The sequence below is a fragment of the Thiobacillus sp. SCN 63-57 genome (genome assembly GCF_001725555.1).
Lineage (GTDB): Bacteria > Pseudomonadota > Gammaproteobacteria > Burkholderiales > Thiobacillaceae > Thiobacillus.
The window spans coordinates 58,501-82,425 of the sequence record NZ_MEGP01000011.1 but is presented as its reverse complement, the minus strand read 5'-3'; the positions used below and the strand labels follow the sequence as shown (position 1 = coordinate 82,425).

Sequence of the window (23,925 nt, the reverse complement as noted above, 5' to 3'; positions counted from 1 at the left end):
TTCAAAACAAAGTTATCTGGTCGAGCACGAGCTTGACCGGGGCGAAGCTCCTGCGGTGTTGCGGGCAGGCGCCGTGTGCCTTCAATGCATCGAGATGGGCGGCGGTGCCGTAGCCCATGTGCTGGGCAAAGCCGTAGACGGGATATTCGTCATGCAGGCTGCACATGAATTGATCGCGCGCAGTCTTGGCGAGAATCGAGGCTGCGGCGATCGCCGCCACTTTGTCGTCACCCTTGACCACGGCTTGCGAACGCCACGGCCACTCGGGACAGCGGTTGCCATCGACAAGCACCTCATCCGGCGTGCGGCCCAACCCCGACACGGCACGTTGCATCGCCAGCATGGTGGCATGCAGGATGTTGAGCCTGTCGATTTCGGCGACACTGGCTTCGGCCACGTACCAGGCAATGGCTCGTTTGCGAATCTCGTCGGCCAGGCGTTCGCGGGCGGCGGCGGACAGTTTCTTGGAATCGCGCAGGCCCGCTATGGGGTCGCCAGGATCGAGCATGACGGCGGCGGCCATCACGGGACCTGCCAGCGGCCCGCGGCCCGCCTCATCGACGCCGCACAAGCCGAGCGGGCCGACATGCAGAACGACGGATGAACGCGGTTTCATGTCCTTCCCGCCAGATAAGGCGCAACCGCCTCGGCGATGCGCGCGCTGGCATGCTGCTTCAGGCTCAAGTGGATGTCGCGGAACGTCTCGACGACGGCACGTCGACGCGGCGCATCGTCGAGCCATGCCAGGGTGTCGTTTGCCAGGTTCTCGGGCGTCGCGTCTTCCTGCACCCGTTCCGGCACCACGAAACCGCGCGCGAGGATGTTCGGCAGTCCGATCCAGGGCAGCAGCGCCTTTTTCCGCATCAGGTGCGCGGTCAGCGCGGGCACGCGGTAGGTGATGACCATTGGTTTCTTGAACAATGCGGCTTCGAGCGTGGCCGTGCCAGACGCCACCAGCGCCACGTCGCAGGCCGCCAGCGCGGTATGAGACTGCCCGGCCAGAACATGCAGCGGCACGTCCAGTCCCTGCCCGGCCTGTCGGATCAGCCGGCTGGCGGCTTCGCTTGCGGCAGGCAGTACGAACTGCGCGTCAGGGTGATGGCGCAGGATGCGCACGGCGGCCTCCAGCATCAGTCGTGCATGACGCGTCACCTCGGACAGCCGGCTGCCCGGCAGCAGCGCGACGACCGGCCCCGTCTGCAGGCCCAGCGCCGCACGTGCACCGACGGTATCGGGTTCCAGTGGAATGACGTCGGCCAGCGGATGGCCCACATAGCTGACAGGTATGCCCGCACCCCGATAGATTTCCTCCTCGAACGGAAAGACCACCAGCATGTGCGACACCGCCTGCCTGATGCGATGAATCCGCTCGGGTCGCCATGCCCAGATCGATGGGCTGACGAAATGCACGGTGGGGATGCCGGCCTGCTTGAGCTTCGCTTCCAGCGTGAAATTGAAGTCCGGCGCGTCGATGCCGACGAACACGCGCGGCCGTTCGTTCAGGAAATAACGCGTGATGCGCGAACGGATCCACAGCAATTCCGGCAGATGGCGCAGTACCTCGACATAGCCGTTGACCGCCAGTTTCTCGCTCGGGTAGATCGCCTTGACGCCGGTCTCGATCATGCGCGGGCCGGCGATGCCGGCAGCCTGCAAATCGGGGCGGCTTTGTTGCAGCGCGGCAATGAAGTGCGCCCCCAGGAGATCGCCGGACGCTTCGCCGGCGACCACGCCCAGATCGATCACCGAATGATGCCGCGCTCGGCGCGTGCAAGGAAATCGAGCAGTTGCTGCACTTCGGCATGCTTCACGCCTTCTGGCGCGAGCTTGGCCTGCGCTTCGGCCAGGGTGTTGCCTTCTCGGTAGAGCGTCTTGTAGGCGCGCTTGAGAGCGGTCAGCGCTTCGGCGGAAAACCCGCGCCGCTTGAGGCCTTCGCTGTTGAGTCCGTGCGGTGCGGCCGGCTGGCCCGACGCCATGACGAAGGGTGGAATGTCCTTGAACACCACGCTGGAGATGCCGGTCATCACATGCGCGCCGATCTTGCAGAACTGGTGCACGCCGGTGAAGCCGCCGAGGATCGCCCAGTCGCCGACTTCGGCATGGCCCGCCAGCGAGGCGTTGTTGGCGAAGATGGTGCGGTCGCCCACCACGCAGTCATGCGCGATGTGGACGTAGGCCATGATCCAGTTGTGGCTGCCGATGGTGGTGACGCCGCGATCCTGCACCGTGCCGGTGTTGAAGGTACAGAACTCGCGGATGACGTTGTCGTCGCCGATTTCCAGGCGGGTCGGTTCGCCGGCGTATTTCTTGTCCTGCGGCGCCTCACCGAGCGAGACGAAATGGAAGATCGTGTTGCGCGCGCCGATCCGGGTGTGGCCGGTGATGACGGCATGGGCGCCAACCGTGGTGCCGGCGCCGATCTCGACGTGCTCGCCGATGATCGTGTAGGGACCGATGTCGACGTCGTCGGCAAGCCGTGCGCCCGGCGCGACCAGCGCGGTGGGGTGTATCGTCGCCATGTCAGGGCTTGTCGCGCAACGTGGCCATCAGCTCGGCTTCGGCGACCAGCGCGCCATCCACTTCGGCCCGGCCGGTGTACTTCCAGATGCCGCGCATCTCGCGCACGATCTCCGCCTTGAGGACCAGCTGGTCGCCCGGTCTGACCGGCTTCTTGAAGCGCGCATTGTCGATGCCCGCGAAGTAGATGATGCCGATCTGATCCGGCGTGTAATTCTTGGTCTTGAACGACAGGATCCCTGCCGCCTGCGCCATCGCTTCCAGGATCAGCACGCCCGGCATCACCGGCGCCCCCGGGAAGTGGCCCGGGAAAAAAGGCTCGTTGATGGTGACATTCTTGATCGCGGTGATGCTTTTACCGAGTTCGAGTTCGATGACCTTGTCGATCAGGAGGAAGGGGTAGCGGTGCGGCAGGTACTGCATGACCTGCTCGATGTCCATGATCATGATTTGCTTTCCAGTTCGGTTAGGCGTTTTTCGAGCTGCTTGATGCGGTTCACCAGCTTGTCGAGGTTGCGCATGTGTACGGCATTCTTCTGCCACACGTCGTGTTCCGAGAAGGGCAGCGCCGACGTGTAGGTGCCCGCTTTCGGCAGCGATTTGGTGATCAGCGTATTGGTCGAGATGCGGGTGCCGTCGGCGATCTCGATGTGGCCGAAGATCATTGCCGCACCGCCGATGGTGCAGTGGCGACCAATTTTCGCGCTGCCGGCGATGCCGGTGCAGGCGGCAATCGCCGTATGCGCACCGATCGTCACGTTGTGCGCCACCTGGATCAGGTTGTCGAGCTTGACGCCCTCCTCGATCACCGTGTCTTCCAGCGCCCCGCGGTCGATGGTGGTGCAGGCGCCGACCTCGACATCGTCGCCGATCAGCACGCGGCCGATCTGCGGGATCTTCTCCCAGCGGCCGTCGTTCGGCGCAAAACCGAAGCCGTCCGCGCCGATCACGCAGCCCGCGTGCAGGACGGCACGATCACCCACTTCGCAGCGGTGATACAGCGTGACGTTGGCGTGCAGCAGACAGTCGTCGCCGATGCGGGCATGGTCGCCGACGACGCAGTTGGGGCCGACCACCGTGCGTGCGCCAACCACGGCGCCGGCGCCGATCACCGCGCCGGGGCCAATGCTGGCGTCGGCGGCAATCCTGGCGTCAACGGCAACCGTCGCCGCGGAATGGACGCCCGCGGGCGGGCGCGGCGGCGGGTTCAACAGTGCCGAAACGCGCGCGAAATACAGGTAAGGGTTGGGCGTAAGGATGCGCGGCAGCGCCGTCGCGTCGCGCGCCTCCAGCGGCAGGATCACGGCGGCGGCATGCGTGCCGGCCAGTTGAGCCAAGTACCTGGCTTGCGAGACAAAGCCGATTTCGTCTGCCTGCGCCTGGTCCAGCGGCGCAACCTGGCGAATCGTGATGCTGCCATCGCCCAGCAACTCCCCGCCAAAACGCGCAACCAGTTCGGTCAGCGTAGAGGCCATTGGCTGCTTAGCTTCCGCGGCCGAGTTTATTTTCCACGGCCACGTTTATTTTCCACCCAGGGCCTTCATCACGCGATCGGTGATGTCGTTCTTGGGATCGACGTAGACGGCCTGCTCGACGATCAGGTCGAATTTCTCCGTCTTGGCGATGTCCTGGATCGCCTTGCGCGCGCGCTCCTGGATCTGGCTCAATTCTTCGTTGCGGCGCAGGTTGAGGTCTTCGCGGAATTCGCGCCCCTTGCGCTGCAGTTCGAGATTGAGATTGTTGAGATCGCGTTCCTTCGACTTGCGGTCGCTGTCCGACATGGTCACGCCATCCTTGTCGAGCTGCGCCTGCAGGTCACGGGCCTGCTTGGCCAGTTTCTGCAGTTCCTGGTCGCGTCCGGCAAACTCACGTTCCAGCTTTTTCTGCGCGGCAATCGACAGGGGCGCCTCGCGCAGCAGCCTCTCGGTGTTGACGAAGCCGATCTTGGTGTCGGCCAGGACGGGCGCGGCCGCGAACGCAGACGCAAGGATCAGGGAAACTGCCAGCTGCTTGAACTTCATCATGAATACTCCAGTAACGGCCTACCCTCAGAACACATTGCCAAGGGTGAATTGAAACATTTCAGCTTTGTCGCCCGTCTTTTTGACGATCGGTTGCGCCAGGCTGAATTTGAGCGGGCCGAGCGGCGAAACCCAGAGGACGGCAATGCCCGCCGAATAGCGCAAGTCGCCGAATGCGAACGTCTTGTACAGGTTGTCCTTGTCGTCGGGCCCGAAGGTGGCGCCCGCATCGACAAACGCCGACATGCGTAGCGACTGGTCATCCTTGAGACCCGGCAGGGGGAAGAAGACCTCCGCATTGCCGACCACGCGCTTGTCGCCGCCCAGCGCGTCTCCGTTCGCGTCCTTGGGTCCCAGGGTGCCCGTCTTGAAGCCACGCACCGAGCTGTTGCCGCCCGCATAGAAGTTCTTGAAGAACGGCAGGGGCTTGCCGGACAGGCCGTCGCCTATCCCCACCTCGCCATTCAGCATCAGGGTGAAGCTCTTGCTCAGCGGGATATATTGCTGGTGCTGGAACGACAGCTTGTAGTACTGCAGGCTGCCGCCCGGCGTGCCCACCTCCGCCGCCACCCGCTGCATCAAGCCTTTGGTCGGGAACAGGTAGCTGTCGCGGGTATCGCGCGACCAGGATGTATCCAGACGCACGGTATCGTTGTCCTTGCCGAACTCGTTGACGAATCGCGTGTACTGCACCGGGCTGTCCGAATAGGTGGTGAGCGAAGTCTGTTCGTAGGTCAGGCCGAACGAGAGGAAATCGCGCTCGTTGACCGGCAGGCCGAATCGCACGCCGGCGCCATAGGTCGAGGTCTTGTAGGCGCCCACGTTGGAAAGCGAGGTGGCATCGACGTCGCGGCGATACAGGTCATAGCCCAGGCTGACGCCATCGATGGTGTAGTAGGGATTGGTGAACGACAGCGCATACACGGTGTTGACGCTGCCCGAGTTGATCTGCGCCGACAGCCGGTTGCCGGTGCCGAACACGTTGCTCTGCGAGACCGAGCCCGACAGAACGATTCCCTCGGACGACGAGAAGCCTGCGCCCAGCATGATGCTGCCGGTGGATTTCTCGGCCACGCTCACGTTGACGTCGACCTGGTCGGTGGTGCCCTGCACCGCCGGGGTCTCGATGTTCACTTCGTTGAAGTAGCCCAGGCGATTGAGGCGGTCGCGCGACAGGTTGATCTTCTCGGCGTCGTAATACGCGCCTTCCATCTGGCGTACTTCGCGGCGCACCACTTCATCGCGGGTCTTGGTGTTGCCCGAGACGTTGACGCGATTCACGTATACGCGGCGGCCCGGATCGACGAACAGCGTGAACGCGACCGTGCGCTTCTCCTTATCGAGGTCGGGCACCGCGTTGACGTTGGCGAAAGCATAGCCGTCGTTGCCGAGACGGTCGCCAATGGCCTTGGTGGTCTCGGTCAGACGGTCGCGCGCGAACACCTCGCCCGGCTTGATGGTGATGAGCTTTTTCAGTTCGGCTTCCGGTACCAGCATCTGCCCGGCCAGCTTGACGTCGGACACCTTGTACTGGGGGCCCTCGGTCACGTTGACGGTGATGTAGATGCCCTGCTTGTCCGGCGAGATGGATACCTGGGTTGAATCGACGTTGAACTCGAGATAGCCGCGATTGAGGTAGAACGAGCGCAGGGCTTCAAATCGTTCTTGGTGTACCAGGTCAGCCAGCCCGGCGTGGTCGAGGTGAACTGCTTCAGCAGTTCCTTTTCCTTGAACGCCTGGTTGCCGACGATGTTGATCTGCTGGATCTTTGCGCTGTTGCCTTCCACCACGTCGAACTGGACGGCGACCCGGTTGCGCTCCAGCGGCGTCAGGGTGGACTTGATCTCGACGGCATACTTGCCGCGGTTGAAGTATTGCCGCTGCAGTTCCTGCTCGGCCTTGTCCAGCAGGGAGCGGTCGAGCACGCGGCCCTCGGCCAGTCCGGTTTCCTTGAGGCCCTTCTTCAGGTCATCCTCGGAAAACTCCTTGATGCCGGTCAGGGTGATCTTGGCGATCGACGGACGCTCCTCGACGGTGACGATCACTACCCCGTCGCGCGCTTCCAGGCGCACGTCCTTGAAGAAACCGGTGGCATACAGCGCCTTGATCGCCGCGGCGGTCTTCTCGTCGGTCATCGTGTCGCCGACCTTGACCGGCAGGTAGCTGAACACCGTGCCCGCCTCGGTGCGCTGGATCCCTTCGACCCGGATGTCCTTGACGACAAAGGGTTCTGCTGCGAACACGGGCTGCGCGGCGAATACGACGGCAAGGGCAAGCGTCAAACGGTTCAGGATCATGGTTGTTATCATCCGCCTATCAGGCGTTGCAAATCGTTGAACAGGGCAAACGACATCAGCAGGAGCAGGAGCATCATGCCGATCCGGCTCCCTATTTCCATGGTGCGCTCGGACACCGGGCGACCGGTCAAAACTTCGGCAACATAATACATGAGGTGTCCCCCATCCAACAGCGGGACAGGCAGCAGATTCAGCACCCCCAGGCTCACGCTCACCAGCGCCAGAAAACCGACGAAACTGATCCACCCGAGCGTGGCACTCTGGCCGGCATAGTCGGCAATGGTCAGCGGGCCCGACAGGTTTTTCCAGGACACCTGCCCCAGCACCATGCGCCCCATCATCTCGAGCGTGAACAGGCTCATGTCCCAGGTTTTTTCTGCGCCGCGTCCCAGCGCCTCGATCGGTCCGTAGCGTACCTCGGTCATCAGGTCGTCCATCAACGCGGGATCGACCTTGGGACCAGCGCCGATCTTGCCGATACGCTGGCCATTTTCATCCACCGTATCGGGCACGACCGTCAATATGTGCATCTGCCCTTCGCGTTCGTATTCGATGCGCAAGGATTGCGACGGATGCTGGCGAATCAGTTTCACCCAGTCCTGCCAGTTCGACACGGCTTGCCCGTCGGCGGCGACCAGCCGGTCTCCGCTCTGGAAGCCAGCACGCGCCGCCGCGCCGCCGGGCAGCACTTCGCCGATGACCGGATCGATCTCGGGGTCGTAGCGCACGATCCCGAGCGGGCGCAGGGTGTCCCGTTCCAGGTTATCGGTATCCATCGGCGGCGCGTCGAGCTGCACGCTACGGCCATCGGCCAATTCCAGCACAAGCGGGTCACCCGCCACACCGGCGCGTAGCAATTCCAGTCGCAGGTCCTGGAATGACGGGGTGTCGGTGCCATTGACGCGGCGGATTTCATCCCCTGACACCAATCCCGCCTGCGCGGCCGGCGTGCCGGCTGGTGGCTCGCCGATCAGCGGCTTCATCGCTGGCATGCCGTGCAGGAACAGCGCCCAGTAGAACACGATGGCCAGTAGGAAATTGGCGATCGGACCCGCCGCGACGATACCGATGCGGCGCCAGACGCTCGCCCGATTGAAGCTGCGATGCGCCTCTGCGGCCGGAACCACGCCTTCGCGTTCGTCGAGCATCTTGACGTAACCGCCAAAGGGTAGCGCGGCCAGCGCCCATTCAGTCTGGTCGCGGCCGAAACGACGACTGAACAGGGGTTGGCCAAATCCGAGCGAAAAACGCAGCACCTTGACGCCGGCCAACCGGGCCGCCAGGTAGTGACCGAATTCGTGCACCACCACCAGGATGGCGATGGCGACCAGGAACCAGACGACGGTATGCAGCACGCTCATGCGCAGGTCTCCAGGTAGGCGCCCGCTACGCGGCGCGCCTGGCGGTCCGCTTCGAGCAGGTCGTCCAGCGTATCCGCCGGGCCGCCCGCCAGCGTGTCCAGCGCGTGGGCAATACTGGCAGCGATGGCGTTGAACGGAACCGCGTCATCGAGGAAACGTGCCACCGCGACTTCGTTGGCGGCATTCAGCACCGCCGCGGCATTGCCCCCCGCATGCAGGGCATCGAACGCCAGTTGCAGGCACGGGAAGCGTACGGTATCGGGGGCTTCGAACGTCAGCTGCCTGCCCATCAGTTCCAGCGCCGACACGCCGGCCTCGATGCGCTCGGGAAAGCCCAGCGCGTAGGCGATCGGCGTGCGCATGTCGGGCGTGCCCATCTGCGCGATCACCGAGCCGTCGGCGTACTCGACCATGGAATGCACGATGCTCTGTGGATGCACCACCACCTTGATCTGCTCGGGGCGCGCGTTGAACAGCCAGCGCGCCTCGATCACTTCGAGCCCCTTGTTCATCAGGCTTGCCGAATCGACCGAAATCTTCCTGCCCATCACCCAGTTGGGATGCGCCACCGCCTGTGCCGGCGTGGCGGCGGCGATCGCCTCGGCCGACAGGGTGCGGAACGGCCCGCCCGACGCGGTCAGCCACAGCGCCCTCACCCCGGCGCGCTGGAAGTCGCCGTCGAAGTCGCGCGGCAGTGCCTGGAAAATGGCGTTGTGCTCGGAATCGATCGGCAGCAGTTCGGCACCGCTGGCGGCAATGGCGTCCATGAACAGCTGGCCGGACACCACCAGGGTTTCCTTGTTGGCCAGCAGGATCCGCTTGCCGGCCTGGGCGGCCGCCAGCGTCGCGGGCAGACCGGCCGCGCCCACGATCGCCGCCATCACGGTATCGACCTCGGGCGCCGTCGACACCTCGGTGAGCGCGGCAGCCCCCTCGAGCACCTCGATCGCCAGGCCTTCGGCAGTCACCCGATCGCGCAGGGCAGCAGCAGCGGCTGGCTCGCTCATCACCGCGAAGCGCGGGCGGTGCGTACGGATCTGCTCCACCATGCGTTCGACCTGGGTCGCGCCGCTGAGGGCGAACACCTTGAAACGACCGGGGTGGCGCGCCACGACATCGAGCGTGTTGACGCCGATGGTGCCGGTGGCGCCCAGGATGGTGAGGACACGCGGTTTCATGTCGCGTTCATTCATGGGGAATGCTCCAGCCACATCCACATGCCCGTGGCGATCGGCAGAGTGGAAGTCAGTGCATCGATCCGGTCGAGCACGCCGCCGTGCCCCGGCAAGGTGTCGCCGCTGTCCTTCATGCCCGACACGCGCTTGATCCACGACTCGAACAGATCGCCCAGTACCGACAGGTAGAGCAGCCCGCACACCATGAAAAACAACGGCCGCACAGGCAGAGCGCTCCACAGACTCAAGGCGACGGTATACACGGCCAGTGCCACGAACGCGCCCGCCACGCCTTCCCAGGTCTTGCCGGGACTGATGGCGGGTGCGAGCTTGTGGCGCCCGAACAGACGCCCGGAGAAATAGGCAGCGGTATCGGCGATCCAGACGACCGCCATCACGCCCAGCAACACGGCAGGCCCGCGCGCATGCAGATAGAGCAACGCCGCCCAGGTCGGCAGCAGAAGCACGACCCCGATCGCGGCACGCACGAACACGCGGGATGCTTCCCAGCGTCCCAACAGCCACAGGGGGGCAACCAGCAACCAGAAGACAATGGCCAGAACAATCAGGACGCGCTGGAAAATCGGCCAGTCACCGGCCAGCCCATACGGCAGCACCAGTGCGCACAGCGTCAGCACGATGGCGTAGACGCGCGCAGACAGTAGCGAAAAATGGCTCAGGCGCGCCCATTCGTAAGCCGCCATGCCCACCACGCCCGCCATCAGTACCCCCCACAACCATGCTGGCGCCCACAGTGCGGCCGGTACGAACACGGCCAACAGCAATACGGCGGTGCCTATCCTGCTGAGGAGCGGCGTCATGGATGGCGTCTCCGGAATGCCGTCACGACGCGGATCGCACCTGCTCGCTGGTGCGGCCAAAACGGCGTTCACGGGTTCGATAGGAGGCGATCGCTTCGTCCAGCGCCGCCGGATCGAAGTCAGGCCACAGCGCATCGGTGAAATAAAGCTCAGTGTAGGCCAGCTGCCACAGCAGAAAATTGCTGATGCGCTGCTCGCCGCCGGTGCGGATGAACAGGTCCGGCTCGGGCATGTCGGCAATACTGAGTTTCTGCGCCAGCGCCGCTTCATCCACTTCGTCCGGCGACACGCCGGCCGCCATCAATTTCTTCATCGCCTGTACGATGTCCCAGCGTCCGCCGTAATTGGCCGCGACGGTGAAGGTGAGGCGGGTATTGCCGCGCGTCAGCGCTTCCGCATCGCGGATCAGGGTCTGGATACGCTCGGAAAAGCCCGACAGGTCGCCGATGACGCGGAAACGGATGCCATTTTCGTGCAGGCGCGCGACCTCATTTTCCAGTGCGCGCATGAACAGCTCCATCAGCAGCGTGACTTCTTCCTGCGGACGTCGCCAGTTCTCTGAACTGAAGGCGAATACGGTGAGATGCGACACGCCGCGCTCGGCGCAGGCGCGGATCACGCCGCGCAGCGCCTCGACGCCCTTGCGATGCCCGGCAACACGCGGCATCAGCCGGCGCTTCGCCCAGCGACCGTTGCCATCCATGATGATGGCGATGTGCCGCGGCACGTCAGTGCCGGCAGGCGTCGCTTGCTTCTTGCGGGTAGACACGCTGGATATGCTCGCCTGATTGCTCAGACCGCGAGCAGGTCCTTCTCTTTTTCGGCCAGCATCTTGTCGATCTCGCCGATGAACTTGTCCGTCAGTTTCTGCACCTCGTCCTGGGTACGGCGCTCTTCATCCTCGGTCGCGGTCTTGGCCTTGACCATGTCCTTCAACGTGCCATTGGCGTCACGGCGGATGTTGCGTACCGCGACGCGCGCATTTTCCGCCTCGCCGCGCACGACCTTGATCAGATCCTTGCGACGCTCCTCGGTCAGCGAAGGCATCGGCACGCGGATGATGTCGCCGTGTGTCGCCGGATTCAGGCCCAGATCGCCATCGCGAATCGCCTTCTCGACCTTGCCGACCATGTTTTTCTCGTATGGCTGCACGCCCAGCGTGCGCGAATCGATCAGCGATACGTTGGCAACCTGCGGCACCGGCGTCGGGTTGCCGTAGTAGTCGACCATGACGTGGTCGAGAATACCGGCGTGCGCGCGTCCGGTACGCACTTTGGCCAGATCGTTCTTCAGCGCTTCCAGCGACTTGCCCATTTTCTGTTCGGCAGACTGCTTGATGTCGGCAATGGTGGTTTCAGCCATTTCAGCTCCTCAATGGTTGCTTACCCGCGTACCCTCGTCCTCGCCCATCACCACGCGCTTCAGCGCGCCGGGTTTGAAGACGTTGAACACGACGAGCGACAGTTTCTGTTCGCGACACAAGGCAAAGGCGGCGGTGTCGAGCACGCCGAGATTGTTGGCGATCGCCTCGTCGAAACTCAGGGTCTCGTAACGGCGGGCATTCGCATCCTTCTTGGGGTCGGCGGTATAGACGCCGTCGACTTTGGTTGCCTTCAGCAGCAGGTCGGCGCCGATCTCGGCCGCGCGCAGGGCAGCGGCGGTATCCGTGGTGAAAAACGGATTGCCGGTTCCCCCGCCGAAAATCACCACCCGCCCGGCTTCCAGTTCGCGCACCGCCGCGTCACGCTCGAAATCTTCGCCCAGGTGGGCGATGTGCACGGCCGTCTGCACGCGTGCCTCGACCCCGGCCTGCTGCAGCGCATCCTTCAGCGCCAGCGCATTCATCACCGTCGCCAGCATGCCCATCGAATCGGCGGTGGCGCGGTTCATTCCGGACAGTGCGCCGGTGGCGCCACGGAACAGATTGCCCCCACCGACCACGATACCGACCTGTATACCCAGCGCAACGACTTCACGAATCTGTCCGACGAAGCCGGCCATGGTCTCGGCGTGATAGCCAAAGTTGTCCGGCCCCATCAGGGCCTCGCCGGACAGCTTCAGCAGGATGCGTCGCACCGGCGCCATGCCCGGTCAGACCTTGGAGGCTGCCGCGACTTCAGCGGCGAAGTCGGACACCTTCTTCTCGATGCCCTCGCCCACCACGTACATCACGAAGCCGTGGCACTGCGAGTTCTTCGACTTCAGCACCTGCTCGACGGTCTGCTTGTCGTCCTTGACGAAAGGCTGCGACAGCAGCGTGACTTCCTTGAGAAACTTCTGTACCGTGCCTTCGGCGATTTTTTCCAGCATGGCTTCCGGCTTGCCGGCTTCCTTGGCCTTTTCGATCGCGACACGACGTTCCGTGTCAATCAGCTCCTGCGAGACGCCCGAGGCATCCAGTGACTTCGGCTTGGATGCTGCGATATGCATCGCGATGTCGCGCGCCAGCGCTTCGTCGCCGGTCACGTCGACCAGCACGCCGATCTTGCCGCCATGGATGTAGCTGGCGAACTTGCCCTGGCCGTTCAGGCGCACGAAGCGGCGCACCGACATGTTTTCGCCGATCTTGCCGACCAGTTCGGTGCGGAAGGCTTCCACCGTGGCGCCCTTGTAGGGTAGCGCGGACAAGGCGGCGACGTCGGCCGGATTCTGTTCCAGCACCATGCCGGCGAGCGCATTGGACAGCGCCATGAAGTCGTCGTTCTTCGCCACGAAGTCGGTTTCGCAGTTGACTTCGACCATGGCGGCGGACTTGCCGTCGGCGCTGATGGCAATGGTCACGATCCCTTCGGCAGCCACGCGGCCGGCGCTCTTGGCAGCCTTGTTGCCGAAGCGCACGCGCAGGATTTCTTCTGCCTTCTGCATGTCGCCGCCGGCTTCCGACAGTGCCTTCTTGCAGTCCATCATCGGTGCGTCGGTTTTCTCGCGCAGGTCCGAACTCCTATCCCAAATTACTCGATTAAATTCAGCCAATACAGAAAGAGGGGCCAACGCCCCTCCTCGAATACGTTCGCCGGGAATGTCTCCCGGCGATATTGAGCACGTCGCGTTTATTCAGCGGCGACGCCACCCTCTTCTTCCACTTCGACGAACTCCTCGCCACCGACGATCTCGCTGATGACCTGGGCACGGCCTTCCAGCGCCGCATCGGCCATGCCGCGGGCGTACAGGCGAATCGCGCGCGCCGAGTCATCGTTGCCGGGGACGATGTAGTCCACGCCTTCCGGGCTGTTGTTGGTGTCGACCACGCCGATCACCGGAATGCCCAGCTTCTTGGCCTCGACCACGGCGCCCTTCTGGTAGCCGACGTCGATGATGAACAGCGCGTCGGGCAGGCCGCCCATTTCACGGATGCCGCCCAGGCTGCGGTTCAGCTTGTCGACTTCGCGCTGGACGGTGAGGATTTCCTTCTTCGACAGACGGCCCGGTTCGGCCAGCGAGGCTTCCAGTTCGTTCAGGCGTTTGATGGACTGCTTGACCGTCTTGAAGTTCGTCAGCATGCCGCCGAGCCAGCGGTTGTCGACGTAAGGCATGCCGGCGCGCTGCGCTTCTTCGCGCACGATGTCGCGTGCGGCGCGCTTGGTGCCGACGAACAGCACGTTGCCCTTGTTGGCGGCCAGCTGGCGCACGAATTTCTGCGCCTCCTGGAACATCGGCAGCGATTTTTCCAGGTTGACGATATGGATCTTGTTGCGATGACCGAAAATGAACGGGGCCATCTTGGGGTTCCAGAAGCGGGTTTGGTGGCCGAAATGGACACCGGCCTCCAGCATTTGGCGCATGGTGACAGACATGAAAATCTCCTAAAGGGTTGAGCCTCCACCCGTCAGCAGCCGCGCGCCGTCTCAGTCTGAACGCGCAACCACCCTTTAATGACAGGTGTGCGAATTTGTCCGAACCATTCCGGACAGCCCGCGATTCTAATTCGAACGGGCACTTATTTCAAGGTGCCGACGGCAGGGCAATCTGCAGCCACACCGCCAGCCCGCCGCCGGGCCGGTCCTGCAGGCTGACCGCCCACCCTTGTGCGGCCGCCAGTTGGCGCACGATCGCCAACCCCAGCCCTGAGCCGCCGGTGGCAACGTTGCGCGAGGCTTCCATCCGGTAGAACGGACGGAACACCGCCTCCTGCTCCGACTCGGGAATCCCGGGGCCGCGGTCGAGCACGCCGATGCGACACCCTCCTTCCGCAGCCTCGGCACGCAGCGTCACTGGCTGGCCTCCGCCATAGCGCAGGGCGTTTTCCAGCAGGTTGGCCAGGATGCGGCGCAAAGCGCCGATGGGCACCTCGAGCGCAATATCGGCCGCCTCGATCTGCACGTGCTCGGCCGCGCCGGGCGTGGACCGTACCAGATCGGCCAGTAGATCGGCCAGTACCACCCGCCGGGCAGCCTCATGACCGAAGCCGCGTGCCAGCGTCAGCACATCGCCGATCAGACGGTCCATCGCCTCGATGTCGCCCTCCACCTGCGCCGCCAGTTCCGCGCTCGGCTTCTTCACCAGCATTTCCACCGCCAGCCGCAGCCGTGCCAGCGGCGTACGCAAGTCATGCGACACGCCGGCCAGCAGCACTGTGCGGGCAGCCAGCAGGTCCTCCACCTGTTTCGTCATCTCGTTGAAGCGGCGGCTCAGGGCTGCGATTTCACGCGGCCCGGTCTCGGGCAGACGCTCCGGCGTCTGCCCACGGCCCAACGAGGTGACCGCCTGCTGCAGTCGTTGCAGCGGCCGGGTGGTCCGACGGGCCAGCCACCAGGCCGCAAGCAGGGTCAGCAGCGTGCCGCCAGCCAACGAGGCCAGCACGGCATGGATCGGGCGCGGGCCGATGCGGCTGTGGGGAAATCCTACCGACAGACGTCCATCGCCGGCAGGGAGTGACGCCCAGAACCATTCCTGCCCCCGGATTTCCTCGCGCGAGGTCGCAACGGGTCCACCCACTCGCACGCTCAGGGACGCCACCAGGAAGCGCAGGTAGGGCTCTCGCCATGACGGTGGCTCGGCGTTGTGCGGCGGTTCGGCGCGCAGCGCCAGCGCATGCGAGCGTGCCAACTCGATCTCGAAAGCAGGACGGGTGACCGGTGGCAGTTCGCTCCAGGTCTGTGCCGACAACGTCATCAAACCCGCTAGGTCGGCCGCCGAACGGCGCGCCATCGGCACCATCAAAAAGTAGGTGATGGCCGATACCACCAGCAGTTCGAAGAGGATGAAGAACACCAGCAGCAGCAAGGCGCTCTGCTGCGTCAGGCTCAGACGCGACGACAGTCTCACGCCTCGCTGCCGCGCGGATTGAACAGATAGCCCTCGCCACGCACGGTACGGATATAGACGGGCTCCGTGGAATCGGGCTCGATCTTGCGGCGCAAGCGGGTGACGCGGGTATCGACGCTGCGGTCGAACGGATCGCGCTCGTAGCCTTTCAGCATGTCGATCAGGGTATCGCGCGACAGTACCCGCAGCGGGTGCTCGACGAAGATGCGCAACAGGGCGAATTCGGCGGTCGACAGTTTCACCTCGACGCCGTCGCGGGTAAGCCGGTGGCTGGCCGCATCCAGCCGGTACGGCCCGAAGCTGGGCAGCGCCGGCTGAGAGACTGGCTCACCCTGACCCTGGCTGCGCCGCAACAGCGCACGCAGGCGGGCCAGCAACTCGCGTGGACTGAAGGGCTTGGCCAGGTAATCGTCGGCGCCCATTTCCAGGCCCACCACGCGGTCGATTTCCTCGCCGCGCGCCGACAGCATGAGGATCGGCACGTTCGACTGGCTGCGCAGGCGGCGCGCCAGCGACAACCCATCCTCGCCGGGCATCATCAGGTCGAGCACGATGGCATCCGGCATGCCGTGCTCCAGCACCTGCCACATTGCCGGTCCGTCCATCGCCGTCTCCACCGCGAATCCGCTGTCGCCCAGATACGCCTCCAACAGGGTGCGCAACCCCGGGTCGTCGTCCACCACCAGGATGCGTGCCGCGGCGGACACCGTCACAACGCACTCCGGGCAGGGTTGGGCACAACAGGCTTGAACGATTGCATCATGCGGCGTCCGGATTGGGTGGCGGGTTACGGTTTTCGGGCCCTGCGTCCGATAGTTTTATCCTACCCCACAACAGGGCCTTTCCGGCCCGCCTGTCACAAACGGACACACACTGACATGCAGTGCCATCCAGCCGACATCGCCCAGAGACACAATCGGCCCACACTGCATTCCACCGCAATCCCGCGGCCTCAACGAAACCCGAACCCTACATGACCCTGCCCCGCCTGAGCCTGCTCCTTGTCCCGTCCGTCCTGACCCTTGCCATGCCGGCACTGGCCGAGGCACGCCAGGGCAACGCGAACAGCGCGCAGCCTCGCCCCCTCAACCTGTCGTTGCCGCGCGATCTCCCGCATCCCCCCGGCACAAGTCAGGTCGACGAGGCGGTGCAGCGCAATCTGCGCGCGCCCGCGCCAACCCAGGACAGTCAGCGGGCTCCGGCCCCCCTGCCTTATGGCACAGGCTACGAGCATCGCCACCAGGACATGGCGGCGCCAGGCGTCAGTCCCGGTGCCGCTCCTGGCGCCGGCGCCGGACGACGGGGTCGTTAATTCCACCAATTCAAGGAGAGCACCATGAAATCGACCAAAATTCTTTCCGCCATCCTGCTTGCCGCCGGCCTGGCCAGCGGCGCAGTCCACGCCAAGGGCGGCCACGCCGGGATGGGGGGCGGCATGGGAATGGGCAATACCGGCATGTCCTCCCCTGATTCGGCACAACGCAAGGAAACGCGCATCCAAAGCCGCGATGAAAAGCGCATCCAGACGCGCGATGGCGCCCAGGCCAACAGTGCGCAGCGTAACCAGAACCGCGACCAGATCCGCACCGAAACCCGCGAACAGGTTCGTAGCAACGGCGCGTCACCCGCGGGCCAGTAGGGACGACGCAGATAGCCGGAGCAGTTTCCGGCCAGGCATGCAAGCGGGGATGCAGCGGTGCGTCCCCCGCTTGCACACCCCCATGACGTAAGCATGGTTTTTCCGGCGCCTGCCGGGCGCGCTAGAATGCTGCTTTAAGCTCCGCATCTAGCCCAAACATCATGACTGTCAAATCGAAGGCATGCGCGTCGCCGGACGACTTGCCTCGGAAGTGCTCGACTACATCACGCCCTTCGTCAAACCCGGCGTCACCACGGGCGAGCTCGACCGGCTGTGTCACGACTACATGGTCAACGTGCAGGGCACGATCCCGGCGCCGCTGAACTACGCGCCGTCCGGCCACACCCCCTACCCCAAGTCGATCTGCACCTCGATCAACAACCAGGTCTGCCACGGCGTGCCGGGCGACAAGGCGCTGAAGAACGGCGACATCGTGAACCTCGACATCACCGTCATCAAGGACGGCTGGCACGGCGACACCAGCCGCATGTTCGTGGCGGGCGAGGGATCGATCCAGGCCAAGCGCCTGATCCAGATCACCTACGAAGCCATGTGGGTCGGCATCGATCACGTCAAGCCGGGCGCCCGGCTGGGCGACATCGGCCACGCCATCCAGCGCTTCGCCGAAAACCATGGCTACAGCGTGGTACGCGAGTTCTGCGGCCACGGCATCGGTCTCAATTTCCACGAGGACCCGCAGGTGCTGCACTACGGCAAGCCCGGCACCGGCCTCGTGCTGGAGCCGGGCATGACCTTCACCATCGAGCCGATGATCAACGCCGGCCGCCGCGACATCCGCCAGATGCCCGACGGCTGGACCATCGTCACCAAGGATCGCAGCCTCTCTGCGCAGTGGGAACACACGATCCTGGTGACCGACAACGGCTATGAAGTCCTGACCGTCTCGGCCGGCACCCCGGCCATTCCCGACCACATCCGTCACGCTGCGTGAGCAAACCGCCGTTCGCCGATCTTCGCGAGCGGCTCAAATCGGGCCGCGCCGATCTGGCTGCGGCCTTTCTGCGCAAATCCACCGCCCACTACCTGAGCCGCCACGCTGCGCTGGTCGACAGCGTGCTGATCGAGCTCTCGGCGCGGCTCGCCCTGCCCCCCACGTTTTGCCTCGCGGCCGTCGGCGGCTACGGACGCGGCGAACTGTTCCCCGGGTCCGACGTGGACGTACTGATGGTACTGCCCCATGACCCCACCCCCGACCAGCAGGCCACGCTGGAAAACTGGGTGCAGGCCTGCTGGGACGTCGGGCTGGAGATCGGCCATAGCGTGCGCACGGTCGACGCCTGCCTGGCCGAAGCCGCGGACATCACGGTGGAAACCAACCTGCTGGAGGCGCGCTTCGTGTGCGGGGCTGCGGACCTGTTCGACGAATTCGGCCGCCGCTTCCAGGCGCGTTTCGACCCCCAGCACTTTTTTGACGGCAAGCTGGCCGAGCAGCAGGCGCGCCACGCACGTTTCGACGACAGCGCCTACAAGCTCGAACCCAACCTGAAGGACAGCCCCGGCGGCCTGCGCGACCTGCACACCGTCCACTGGCTGGCACAGGCCTGCGGCATTCTGGGCGGCTGGAGCGGCATCGCGCGCGCCGGCCTGCTCACCCACGCCGAGGCTCGCCGCATCGCGCGCGAGGAGCGCACGCTGTCGGCGCTGCGGATTCATCTGCACCTCCTGGCCAAGCGGCGCGAAGACCGCCTCGCCTTCGATTACCAGACCGAACTCGCCGCCCGCCTCGGGCTCACCGCCACGCCCCATCGCCGCCCCGGCGAGCGCCTGATGCAGGGCTATTACCGCGCCGCCAAGCTGATCCAGCGCGTCAACGACATCCTCATCCAGTCGCTGCGCGTACGGCTGTTCCCGGTGACCGCGCCGCCCGAGCCGATCGATGCCGATTTCCAGTTGCGTGCCAATCTGCTCGAAGCGCGCGCAGCCGACCTGTTCGAGCACAAACCGGATGCCCTGCTGCGCGCCTTCATTGTCTATGCCCAGCACCCGACGCTTGCCGGTTTCGAGCCGGCGACGCTGCGCGCACTGTGGCGCGGCAGCACGCGCATCGATGCCGCATTTCGCGCCGATCCGCTGCATCGTGCCCTGTTCATGACGCTGCTGCGCCAGCCGGTCGGCATCACCCGGGCGCTGCGCGCGATGCATCGCTACGGTCTGCTCGGTCGCTATATCCCGGCATTCGGCCGCGTCGTCGGACAGATGCAGCACGACCTCTTCCACGTCTACACGGTCGACGAACACATTCTCACCGTGCTGCGCAACGTGCGGCGCTTCACCGTGCCGAACCTGGCGCACGAGTTCCCGCTTGCCAGCCGGCTGATCGCCACGTTCGACAAGCCCGAACTGCTCTACCTGGCCGCCCTGTTTCACGACATCGCCAAAGGGCGCGGCGGCGACCATTCCGAACTCGGCGCCGTCGATGCGCGACGGTTCTGTCGCCAGCACCAGCTCGACAAGGCGGACAGCGAGCTGGTTGCCTGGCTGGTGGACATGCATCTGGTGATGTCGCGCACCTCGCAAAAAGAAGACATCAGCGACCCCGCGGTCATCGCCGCCTTCGCCGCCCGGGTCGGCGACATGCGCCGGCTGGCCGCCCTGTACCTGCTGACCGTGGCCGATATCCGCGGCACCAGCCCGAAGGTCTGGAACGCCTGGAAAGGCAAGCTGCTGGAAGACCTGTATCACGCCACCCGTGCTCGGCTGGCCGGCAGCGATGCCGCGGTGGCAGACATTGCCGCCCGGCAGAACGAAGCACGGGTCAATCTCGCCCTGTACGGCCTGCCGGCCAGCGCCGCCGATGCGCTATGGGCGCATCTCGACGAACGCTATTTCGTCCGCTTCGACGCCCGCGACATGGCCTGGCAGGCGCGCATGCTGTGGCGCCGCACCGACAGTGCCGACGCCATCGTGCGGGCGCGGCTGTCGCCGGCCGGCGAGGGCATCCAGGTGCTGGTCTACACGCCCGACCGGGCCGACCTTTTCGCCCGTATCTGCGGCTTTTTCGCCCGCATCCAGTACACCATTCTCGAAGCCAAGATCCACACCACGCGCAATGGGTATGCTTTGGACAGTTTCCAGGTGATGGACCTGGCCAATCGCGGCATCCATTACCGCGATTTCCTGAATTTCGTGGAATACGAACTGGCGCGCGACCTCGACCCCGCGCGTCCGATGCAGCCTGTGCCGCGCGGCCGCCTGTCACGCCATCAGCGCCACCACCCCTACCCCACCACGGTACGGCTGGAAGCCGACGCCCAGGGTCACGGCCATATGCTGTCGATCACCTGCGCGGATCGCGGGGGCTTGCTGTTCGCAGTGGCGGAAGTGCTGATGCGGCATGACGTGAACGTCTATGCCGCCAAGATCGACACCCTGGGCGAGCGGGTGGAGGATACGTTTCTGATCCGGGGCACGGCCTTGCAGACGCCCGCGGGCCGTGAGGCGCTGGAAGCCGAGACGATCGAAGCGCTGAAGTGACCTGCGTCGGGCCCTAGACGGCCGGGCGCGCGTATTCGTCGACGTAACGGCCGCGCGACGGCGTTTTGCGGGCAGGCGGCGATTTCTTGCGTACGCCGTCGGCCGGTTTCTTGACCTTTTCGTCCACTTCGGTCTTGACGCGATTGCGCCCGCGCCCGGGGCGAACCGACGTACTGACCCCCGCCACGTCGGCGAGATTCAGACCAGAATACCGTTCGTAATCCTGGAACACACTCATGCCGCCTCCCGCCATTCCTTGAGGCTGCCGGCCAGCGTGCGCGTCAAGGCGATGAGGCTGCCCAGGGTATCGACGTCGGGCGTGGCCTCGCACAAACCGATCTTGCTGTCGGCATACACCGACAGGATCAGCAGGTTGTGCTGCACGTCCAGCGGCAGCGCCAATGTGCCTTCGGCCAGTCCGGCCTGGATCGCATGCCAGACGCCGCGGCTGGCCTCCAGCGCGGCCATGAGGCGCAGCGGGCGACTGGGATCGGTCCAGTGCCGCTGCACGGCCATCAACTGGGCGGCAATGTCGTCGAGCTGGGCTGCTTCGTCCATCATCACGTCGGCGTGGTGGATATGACGCTGGGCCTGCTGGATCTGATGTTCCGGGATCATGGGTGTCCTTGCTGCGTGTGCCGGGGCACATCGCCCACGGTTACGCTACAAGTTAGCGGCGCGGACCGTCGCAACTTTAGGCAAGCTAAATGCATGCCCGAAAGCGTCGAAAACCCGTCAATCGTCCTGCAAGGTTTGTCCCGGAAACAGTATCTCGGTGAAACCGAAATCGCGCAGATCGCGAATCCGCATCGGATACAGAATGCCGCGCAGATGGTCGACCTCGTGCTGCACCACGCGGGCATGGAAATCGCTCACGCTGCGATCGATCGGCTGCCCGGTGGCATCGAAGCCCTGGTAGCGCAGGGATACGTGGCGCGGCACGAGCCCGCGCATGCCCGGTACCGACAGACACCCTTCCCAACCGTCTTCCATGACGTCGGACAAGGGGGTCAGTACGGGATTGATCAGCACTGTGAACGGGACGTTCTCGGCATCGGGATAACGCGGATTGGCGGCAACTTCGAAAATCACCACCTGCAGGCCGATGCCGATCTGCGGCGCCGCCAAGCCGGCCCCGTTGAGGGAACGCATGGTGTCGTGCATGTCGACGATCAGTTGCGCCAGTTCGGGCGACGCGAAATCTTCCACCGGTTGCGCCTGCGCGAGCAGGCGCGGATCGCCCATTTTCAGGACCTCGCGGATGGCCATGGCTGCTCCAGCTGTTGCAGGTCGGCAGGCTCCAGCCAGCGCCAGCCGCCGGGCGGCAGGTCTGCGGGCAAGGCATGACTGCCGATGGTTTCGCGATGCAGCGTCTCGACCCGGTTGCCCGTCGCCGCGATCATGCGTTTGACCTGATGGTATTTGCCTTCGGCGAGCGTCAGGCGCAACGTGCGCGCATCGAGTCTGTCACAGGCCAGCGCGGCAATCGGCGCCGGTTCGTCGTTCAATGCCACGCCTTGACGCAAGGCCTCCAGCATGGCGTCGGTCACGGGCTCGGCACAGGTGGCACGGTAGATTTTGGCAATGCCCTTTCGGGGCGAGATCATGCGGTGGATGAACTGCCCGTCGTCGGAAAACAGCAGCAGGCCGGTGGTGTCCTGGTCGAGCCGTCCCACGCACTGCACCCCGCGTTGCAGCAGCGGGGGCGGCAACAGGGAAAACACGCTGGGGTGATGGCTGGGATGATGCGAGCACTCGTAGCCGGCAGGCTTGTGCATCAGCACATAGGCCTTCTCGCGATATGCCCAGGCGACGCCGTCGAGCGTCAGTTGCAGCCCGGCCGGGTCGACCTCGGCCTCCGGGTCGTCGCAGACCGTGCCGTTGACTGCCACGGCGCCCGACCGCACGCGTGCCACGCAGCCCTTGCGCGAGCCGAACCCCTGCGACTGCAGAGCGCGATAGAGTTTCATGCGGTAGCCATTCCCTGCTCAATACGTGCACAAACCGGCCGCGTCGTCGGTCACCAGCTGTTCCAGCAGATGCCGTACCTGCAGCATCACTTCGCCCAATACGGCCTGGATTTCGCCCATCTGGATGCCCTCAGCGGACAATCCGCGACCAGCCGCATAATTGACCACTGCGCCCACCGTCGCGTAGCAGAGCGCCAATTCGCGCGCCAGATAGGCCTCCGGCATGCCGGTCATGCCCACCATGTCGGCGCCGTCGCGCTCCATGCGGTTGATTTCGGCCGCCGTTTCCAGGCGCGGCCCCTGTACCGCACCGTAGACGCCGCCGTCGCGCAGGCTGATGCCGGCTCGGGTGGCGGCTTGCAGTAGCGCCGTACGCATGGCGCCGCAATAGGGGGTGGTGAAATCGAGATGGGTCACCGGCTTGTCGCTGCCCGCGAAATACGTGGCGGCACGGCTGTGCGTGTAGTCGATGATCTGGTCGGGGATGGCCAGCGTACCGGGGATCAGTTCGGGGTGGATGCCGCCGACCGTGGCCACCGACACCACGCGGTCGACGCCGTGTTCCTTCAGCGCCCACAGATTGGCGCGATAGTTCACCTCATGCGGCGGAATGGTATGGCCGTAGCCGTGACGCGCCAGGAAGATCACCTCCTGCCCGCAGATGCGACCGAAGGTCAATGCGCCCGAGGGTTCGCCGTAGGGCGTACGTGCCACCTGGCGATGGGTGATTTCAAGATTGGCCAGTTGCGTGAGGCCGGTACCACCAATGATGCCCAGCATGTTATTTGTCCTTCAAAGCGTAAATGGCCGGCAGGTTGCGCCACAGCCCGTAAGCGTCCATGCCGCAGCCGAACACGTAGCGATTGGGCACGTCCAGCCCCACAAAATCGGCCCGGATCGGCTTGTTCAGCCCGTTGTCCTTGTTGGTCAGCACCGCCGACCAGACGTGCGCCGCGCCCATCCCGACCAGCTTGTCGCGGATGGCTGCGAGGGTTTCGCCTTCGTCCAGGATATCGTCCAGCACCAGCACGTTGCGGCCGACCACGTTCTGCCCCGGCAGCACCCGCCATTCCACCTCGCCACCCTCGGTCTTGCCACGGTAGCGGGTGACGTGCAGGTAGTCGAATTCCAGCGGGAACCGCAGCCGCGGCAGCAGCTGGCCGGCGAACACCACCGCCCCGCCCATGACGGCCAGCACCAGCGGAAATGAATCTGCCAGCCCGCGTCCGATCTCGTCCGCCAGGCGGTCGAGCACAGCCTGCACCGCTTCTTCCGATGCGATGCACTCGGCGTGGTCCAGCAATTGTTGCGCATCCAGCCGTGACATGCGGCCCCCGGGATTCCTGGAAAGTCGGCAGTCTAAG

Annotated in this window: 26 protein-coding genes and 1 pseudogene; 4 read left to right on the top strand and 23 right to left on the bottom strand. The window is 64.7% G+C overall.

The genetic code is table 11. From position 1 onward, the window contains the following. Nucleotide 1 precedes the first annotated feature (1 nt). From rnhB to ABT23_RS05170, 17 genes and pseudogenes are all read right to left on the bottom strand, one after another. Nucleotides 2-616 (bottom strand): ribonuclease HII, encoded by a 615-nt coding sequence (gene rnhB / locus ABT23_RS05250; RefSeq protein WP_296632167.1) that lies wholly within the window; start codon nt 614-616, stop codon nt 2-4. Further along, complete coding sequence (lpxB, locus tag ABT23_RS05245; RefSeq protein WP_296632163.1) at nt 613-1,746, bottom strand: lipid-A-disaccharide synthase; 1,134 nt, start codon at nt 1,744-1,746, stop codon at nt 613-615. Before lpxB ends, rnhB begins: the two co-directional genes overlap by 4 nt. Next, nucleotides 1,743-2,519: an acyl-ACP--UDP-N-acetylglucosamine O-acyltransferase gene (lpxA, locus tag ABT23_RS05240; protein ID WP_296632160.1), complete on the bottom strand. Its 777-nt coding sequence runs from the start codon at nt 2,517-2,519 to the stop codon at nt 1,743-1,745. Before lpxA ends, lpxB begins: the two co-directional genes overlap by 4 nt. A 1-nt stretch (nt 2,520) precedes the next feature. Continuing rightward, on the bottom strand, nt 2,521-2,964 hold the full coding sequence (fabZ, locus tag ABT23_RS05235; RefSeq protein WP_018507626.1) for a 3-hydroxyacyl-ACP dehydratase FabZ: 444 nt from the start codon (nt 2,962-2,964) through the stop codon (nt 2,521-2,523). Then, a complete protein-coding gene (gene lpxD, locus ABT23_RS05230; RefSeq protein WP_296632157.1) occupies nt 2,961-3,992 on the bottom strand; it encodes a UDP-3-O-(3-hydroxymyristoyl)glucosamine N-acyltransferase in 1,032 nt (343 codons plus the stop codon). The genes fabZ and lpxD overlap by 4 nt, the downstream gene beginning before the upstream one ends. Before the next feature lie 45 nt (nt 3,993-4,037). Further along, a complete protein-coding gene (locus tag ABT23_RS05225; RefSeq protein WP_296632154.1) occupies nt 4,038-4,541 on the bottom strand; it encodes an OmpH family outer membrane protein in 504 nt (167 codons plus the stop codon). 24 nt (nt 4,542-4,565) lie between these two features. After that, a pseudogene (gene bamA / locus ABT23_RS05220) lies at nt 4,566-6,835 on the bottom strand (outer membrane protein assembly factor BamA). 8 nt (nt 6,836-6,843) lie between these two features. Next, complete coding sequence (gene rseP, locus ABT23_RS05215; protein WP_296632149.1) at nt 6,844-8,196, bottom strand: RIP metalloprotease RseP; 1,353 nt, start codon at nt 8,194-8,196, stop codon at nt 6,844-6,846. Continuing rightward, a complete protein-coding gene (gene ispC, locus ABT23_RS05210; protein WP_296632147.1) occupies nt 8,193-9,389 on the bottom strand; it encodes a 1-deoxy-D-xylulose-5-phosphate reductoisomerase in 1,197 nt (398 codons plus the stop codon). The genes rseP and ispC overlap by 4 nt, the downstream gene beginning before the upstream one ends. Beyond that, entirely contained in the window at nt 9,386-10,192 is an 807-nt protein-coding gene (locus ABT23_RS05205; protein WP_296632146.1) for a phosphatidate cytidylyltransferase, read from the bottom strand. The genes ispC and ABT23_RS05205 overlap by 4 nt, the downstream gene beginning before the upstream one ends. Before the next feature lie 22 nt (nt 10,193-10,214). Then, nucleotides 10,215-10,961 (bottom strand): polyprenyl diphosphate synthase, encoded by a 747-nt coding sequence (gene uppS / locus ABT23_RS05200; protein WP_296632143.1) that lies wholly within the window; start codon nt 10,959-10,961, stop codon nt 10,215-10,217. Nucleotides 10,962-10,984: 23 nt separating this feature from the next. After that, nucleotides 10,985-11,554 (bottom strand): ribosome recycling factor, encoded by a 570-nt coding sequence (frr, locus tag ABT23_RS05195; RefSeq protein WP_296632141.1) that lies wholly within the window; start codon nt 11,552-11,554, stop codon nt 10,985-10,987. A 9-nt stretch (nt 11,555-11,563) separates the two neighbouring features. Further along, nucleotides 11,564-12,277 (bottom strand): UMP kinase, encoded by a 714-nt coding sequence (gene pyrH / locus ABT23_RS05190; RefSeq protein ID WP_296632138.1) that lies wholly within the window; start codon nt 12,275-12,277, stop codon nt 11,564-11,566. Between the two features lie 6 nt (nt 12,278-12,283). Then, nucleotides 12,284-13,144, bottom strand: a complete 861-nt coding sequence (gene tsf / locus ABT23_RS05185; protein ID WP_296632285.1) for a translation elongation factor Ts — start codon at nt 13,142-13,144, stop codon at nt 12,284-12,286. Between the two features lie 98 nt (nt 13,145-13,242). Further along, the gene (rpsB, locus tag ABT23_RS05180) at nt 13,243-13,986 is read right to left on the bottom strand and encodes a 30S ribosomal protein S2 (RefSeq protein WP_296632135.1); all 744 of its coding nucleotides are present in this window, start codon (nt 13,984-13,986) and stop codon (nt 13,243-13,245) included. Nucleotides 13,987-14,134: 148 nt separating this feature from the next. After that, nucleotides 14,135-15,457: an ATP-binding protein gene (locus tag ABT23_RS05175; RefSeq protein WP_296632131.1), complete on the bottom strand. Its 1,323-nt coding sequence runs from the start codon at nt 15,455-15,457 to the stop codon at nt 14,135-14,137. Then, nucleotides 15,454-16,170 carry a response regulator gene (locus ABT23_RS05170; RefSeq protein ID WP_296632128.1) on the bottom strand — a complete coding sequence of 239 codons (717 nt, stop codon included), beginning with the start codon at nt 16,168-16,170 and terminating at the stop codon, nt 15,454-15,456. The genes ABT23_RS05175 and ABT23_RS05170 overlap by 4 nt, the downstream gene beginning before the upstream one ends. Nucleotides 16,171-16,430: 260 nt before the next feature. Here ABT23_RS05170 and ABT23_RS05165 point away from each other — a divergent pair, with 260 nt between their 5' ends. The 4 genes from ABT23_RS05165 to ABT23_RS05150 all read left to right on the top strand — a co-directional run bounded on the left by ABT23_RS05165 (nt 16,431) and on the right by ABT23_RS05150 (nt 20,591). After that, nucleotides 16,431-16,769: a hypothetical protein gene (locus ABT23_RS05165; protein ID WP_296632125.1), complete on the top strand. Its 339-nt coding sequence runs from the start codon at nt 16,431-16,433 to the stop codon at nt 16,767-16,769. A 24-nt stretch (nt 16,770-16,793) separates the two neighbouring features. Further along, nucleotides 16,794-17,096, top strand: coding sequence for a hypothetical protein (locus tag ABT23_RS05160; protein ID WP_296632122.1), 303 nt, complete (start codon nt 16,794-16,796; stop codon nt 17,094-17,096). 172 nt (nt 17,097-17,268) lie between these two features. After that, entirely contained in the window at nt 17,269-18,048 is a 780-nt protein-coding gene (map, locus tag ABT23_RS05155; RefSeq protein WP_296632282.1) for a type I methionyl aminopeptidase, read from the top strand. After that, nucleotides 18,045-20,591, top strand: coding sequence for a [protein-PII] uridylyltransferase (locus tag ABT23_RS05150; RefSeq protein WP_296632119.1), 2,547 nt, complete (start codon nt 18,045-18,047; stop codon nt 20,589-20,591). Before map ends, ABT23_RS05150 begins: the two co-directional genes overlap by 4 nt. A 13-nt stretch (nt 20,592-20,604) precedes the next feature. On the opposite strand, the gene ABT23_RS05145 is transcribed toward ABT23_RS05150, so the two are convergent. From ABT23_RS05145 to ABT23_RS05120, 6 genes are all read right to left on the bottom strand, one after another. Continuing rightward, entirely contained in the window at nt 20,605-20,829 is a 225-nt protein-coding gene (locus tag ABT23_RS05145; RefSeq protein ID WP_296632117.1) for a hypothetical protein, read from the bottom strand. Then, complete coding sequence (locus ABT23_RS05140; RefSeq protein WP_296632114.1) at nt 20,826-21,209, bottom strand: flagellar biosynthesis regulator FlaF; 384 nt, start codon at nt 21,207-21,209, stop codon at nt 20,826-20,828. Before ABT23_RS05140 ends, ABT23_RS05145 begins: the two co-directional genes overlap by 4 nt. A gap of 117 nt (nt 21,210-21,326) precedes the next feature. After that, nucleotides 21,327-21,860, bottom strand: coding sequence for a peptide deformylase (def, locus tag ABT23_RS05135; protein WP_296632110.1), 534 nt, complete (start codon nt 21,858-21,860; stop codon nt 21,327-21,329). Continuing rightward, a complete protein-coding gene (locus ABT23_RS05130) occupies nt 21,839-22,561 on the bottom strand; it encodes a 16S rRNA pseudouridine(516) synthase (protein WP_296632105.1) in 723 nt (240 codons plus the stop codon). Before ABT23_RS05130 ends, def begins: the two co-directional genes overlap by 22 nt. Before the next feature lie 18 nt (nt 22,562-22,579). Beyond that, nucleotides 22,580-23,341: an S-methyl-5'-thioinosine phosphorylase gene (locus tag ABT23_RS05125; RefSeq protein WP_296632102.1), complete on the bottom strand. Its 762-nt coding sequence runs from the start codon at nt 23,339-23,341 to the stop codon at nt 22,580-22,582. Between the two features lies 1 nt (nt 23,342). Next, nucleotides 23,343-23,888 carry a hypoxanthine-guanine phosphoribosyltransferase gene (locus tag ABT23_RS05120; protein WP_296632098.1) on the bottom strand — a complete coding sequence of 182 codons (546 nt, stop codon included), beginning with the start codon at nt 23,886-23,888 and terminating at the stop codon, nt 23,343-23,345. Nucleotides 23,889-23,925 lie beyond the last annotated feature (37 nt).

What these genes read in the sequence shown, in the direction of transcription:
- rnhB (WP_296632167.1), bottom strand. Translation starts at nt 616, where the DNA reads ATGAAACCGCGTTCATCCGTCGTTCTGCATGTCGGCCCGCTCGGCTTG.
- lpxA (WP_296632160.1), bottom strand. Translation starts at nt 2,519, where the DNA reads ATGGCGACGATACACCCCACCGCGCTGGTCGCGCCGGGCGCACGGCTT.
- fabZ (WP_018507626.1), bottom strand. Translation starts at nt 2,964, where the DNA reads ATGATCATGGACATCGAGCAGGTCATGCAGTACCTGCCGCACCGCTAC.
- lpxD (WP_296632157.1), bottom strand. Translation starts at nt 3,992, where the DNA reads ATGGCCTCTACGCTGACCGAACTGGTTGCGCGTTTTGGCGGGGAGTTG.
- ABT23_RS05225 (WP_296632154.1), bottom strand. Translation starts at nt 4,541, where the DNA reads ATGATGAAGTTCAAGCAGCTGGCAGTTTCCCTGATCCTTGCGTCTGCG.
- rseP (WP_296632149.1), bottom strand. Translation starts at nt 8,196, where the DNA reads ATGAGCGTGCTGCATACCGTCGTCTGGTTCCTGGTCGCCATCGCCATC.
- ispC (WP_296632147.1), bottom strand. Translation starts at nt 9,389, where the DNA reads ATGAATGAACGCGACATGAAACCGCGTGTCCTCACCATCCTGGGCGCC.
- ABT23_RS05205 (WP_296632146.1), bottom strand. Translation starts at nt 10,192, where the DNA reads ATGACGCCGCTCCTCAGCAGGATAGGCACCGCCGTATTGCTGTTGGCC.
- frr (WP_296632141.1), bottom strand. Translation starts at nt 11,554, where the DNA reads ATGGCTGAAACCACCATTGCCGACATCAAGCAGTCTGCCGAACAGAAA.
- pyrH (WP_296632138.1), bottom strand. Translation starts at nt 12,277, where the DNA reads ATGGCGCCGGTGCGACGCATCCTGCTGAAGCTGTCCGGCGAGGCCCTG.
- rpsB (WP_296632135.1), bottom strand. Translation starts at nt 13,986, where the DNA reads ATGTCTGTCACCATGCGCCAAATGCTGGAGGCCGGTGTCCATTTCGGC.
- ABT23_RS05165 (WP_296632125.1), top strand. Translation starts at nt 16,431, where the DNA reads ATGACCCTGCCCCGCCTGAGCCTGCTCCTTGTCCCGTCCGTCCTGACC.
- ABT23_RS05160 (WP_296632122.1), top strand. Translation starts at nt 16,794, where the DNA reads ATGAAATCGACCAAAATTCTTTCCGCCATCCTGCTTGCCGCCGGCCTG.
- ABT23_RS05145 (WP_296632117.1), bottom strand. Translation starts at nt 20,829, where the DNA reads ATGAGTGTGTTCCAGGATTACGAACGGTATTCTGGTCTGAATCTCGCC.
- ABT23_RS05140 (WP_296632114.1), bottom strand. Translation starts at nt 21,209, where the DNA reads ATGATCCCGGAACATCAGATCCAGCAGGCCCAGCGTCATATCCACCAC.
- def (WP_296632110.1), bottom strand. Translation starts at nt 21,860, where the DNA reads ATGGCCATCCGCGAGGTCCTGAAAATGGGCGATCCGCGCCTGCTCGCG.
- ABT23_RS05130 (WP_296632105.1), bottom strand. Translation starts at nt 22,561, where the DNA reads ATGAAACTCTATCGCGCTCTGCAGTCGCAGGGGTTCGGCTCGCGCAAG.
- ABT23_RS05125 (WP_296632102.1), bottom strand. Translation starts at nt 23,341, where the DNA reads ATGCTGGGCATCATTGGTGGTACCGGCCTCACGCAACTGGCCAATCTT.
- ABT23_RS05120 (WP_296632098.1), bottom strand. Translation starts at nt 23,888, where the DNA reads ATGTCACGGCTGGATGCGCAACAATTGCTGGACCACGCCGAGTGCATC.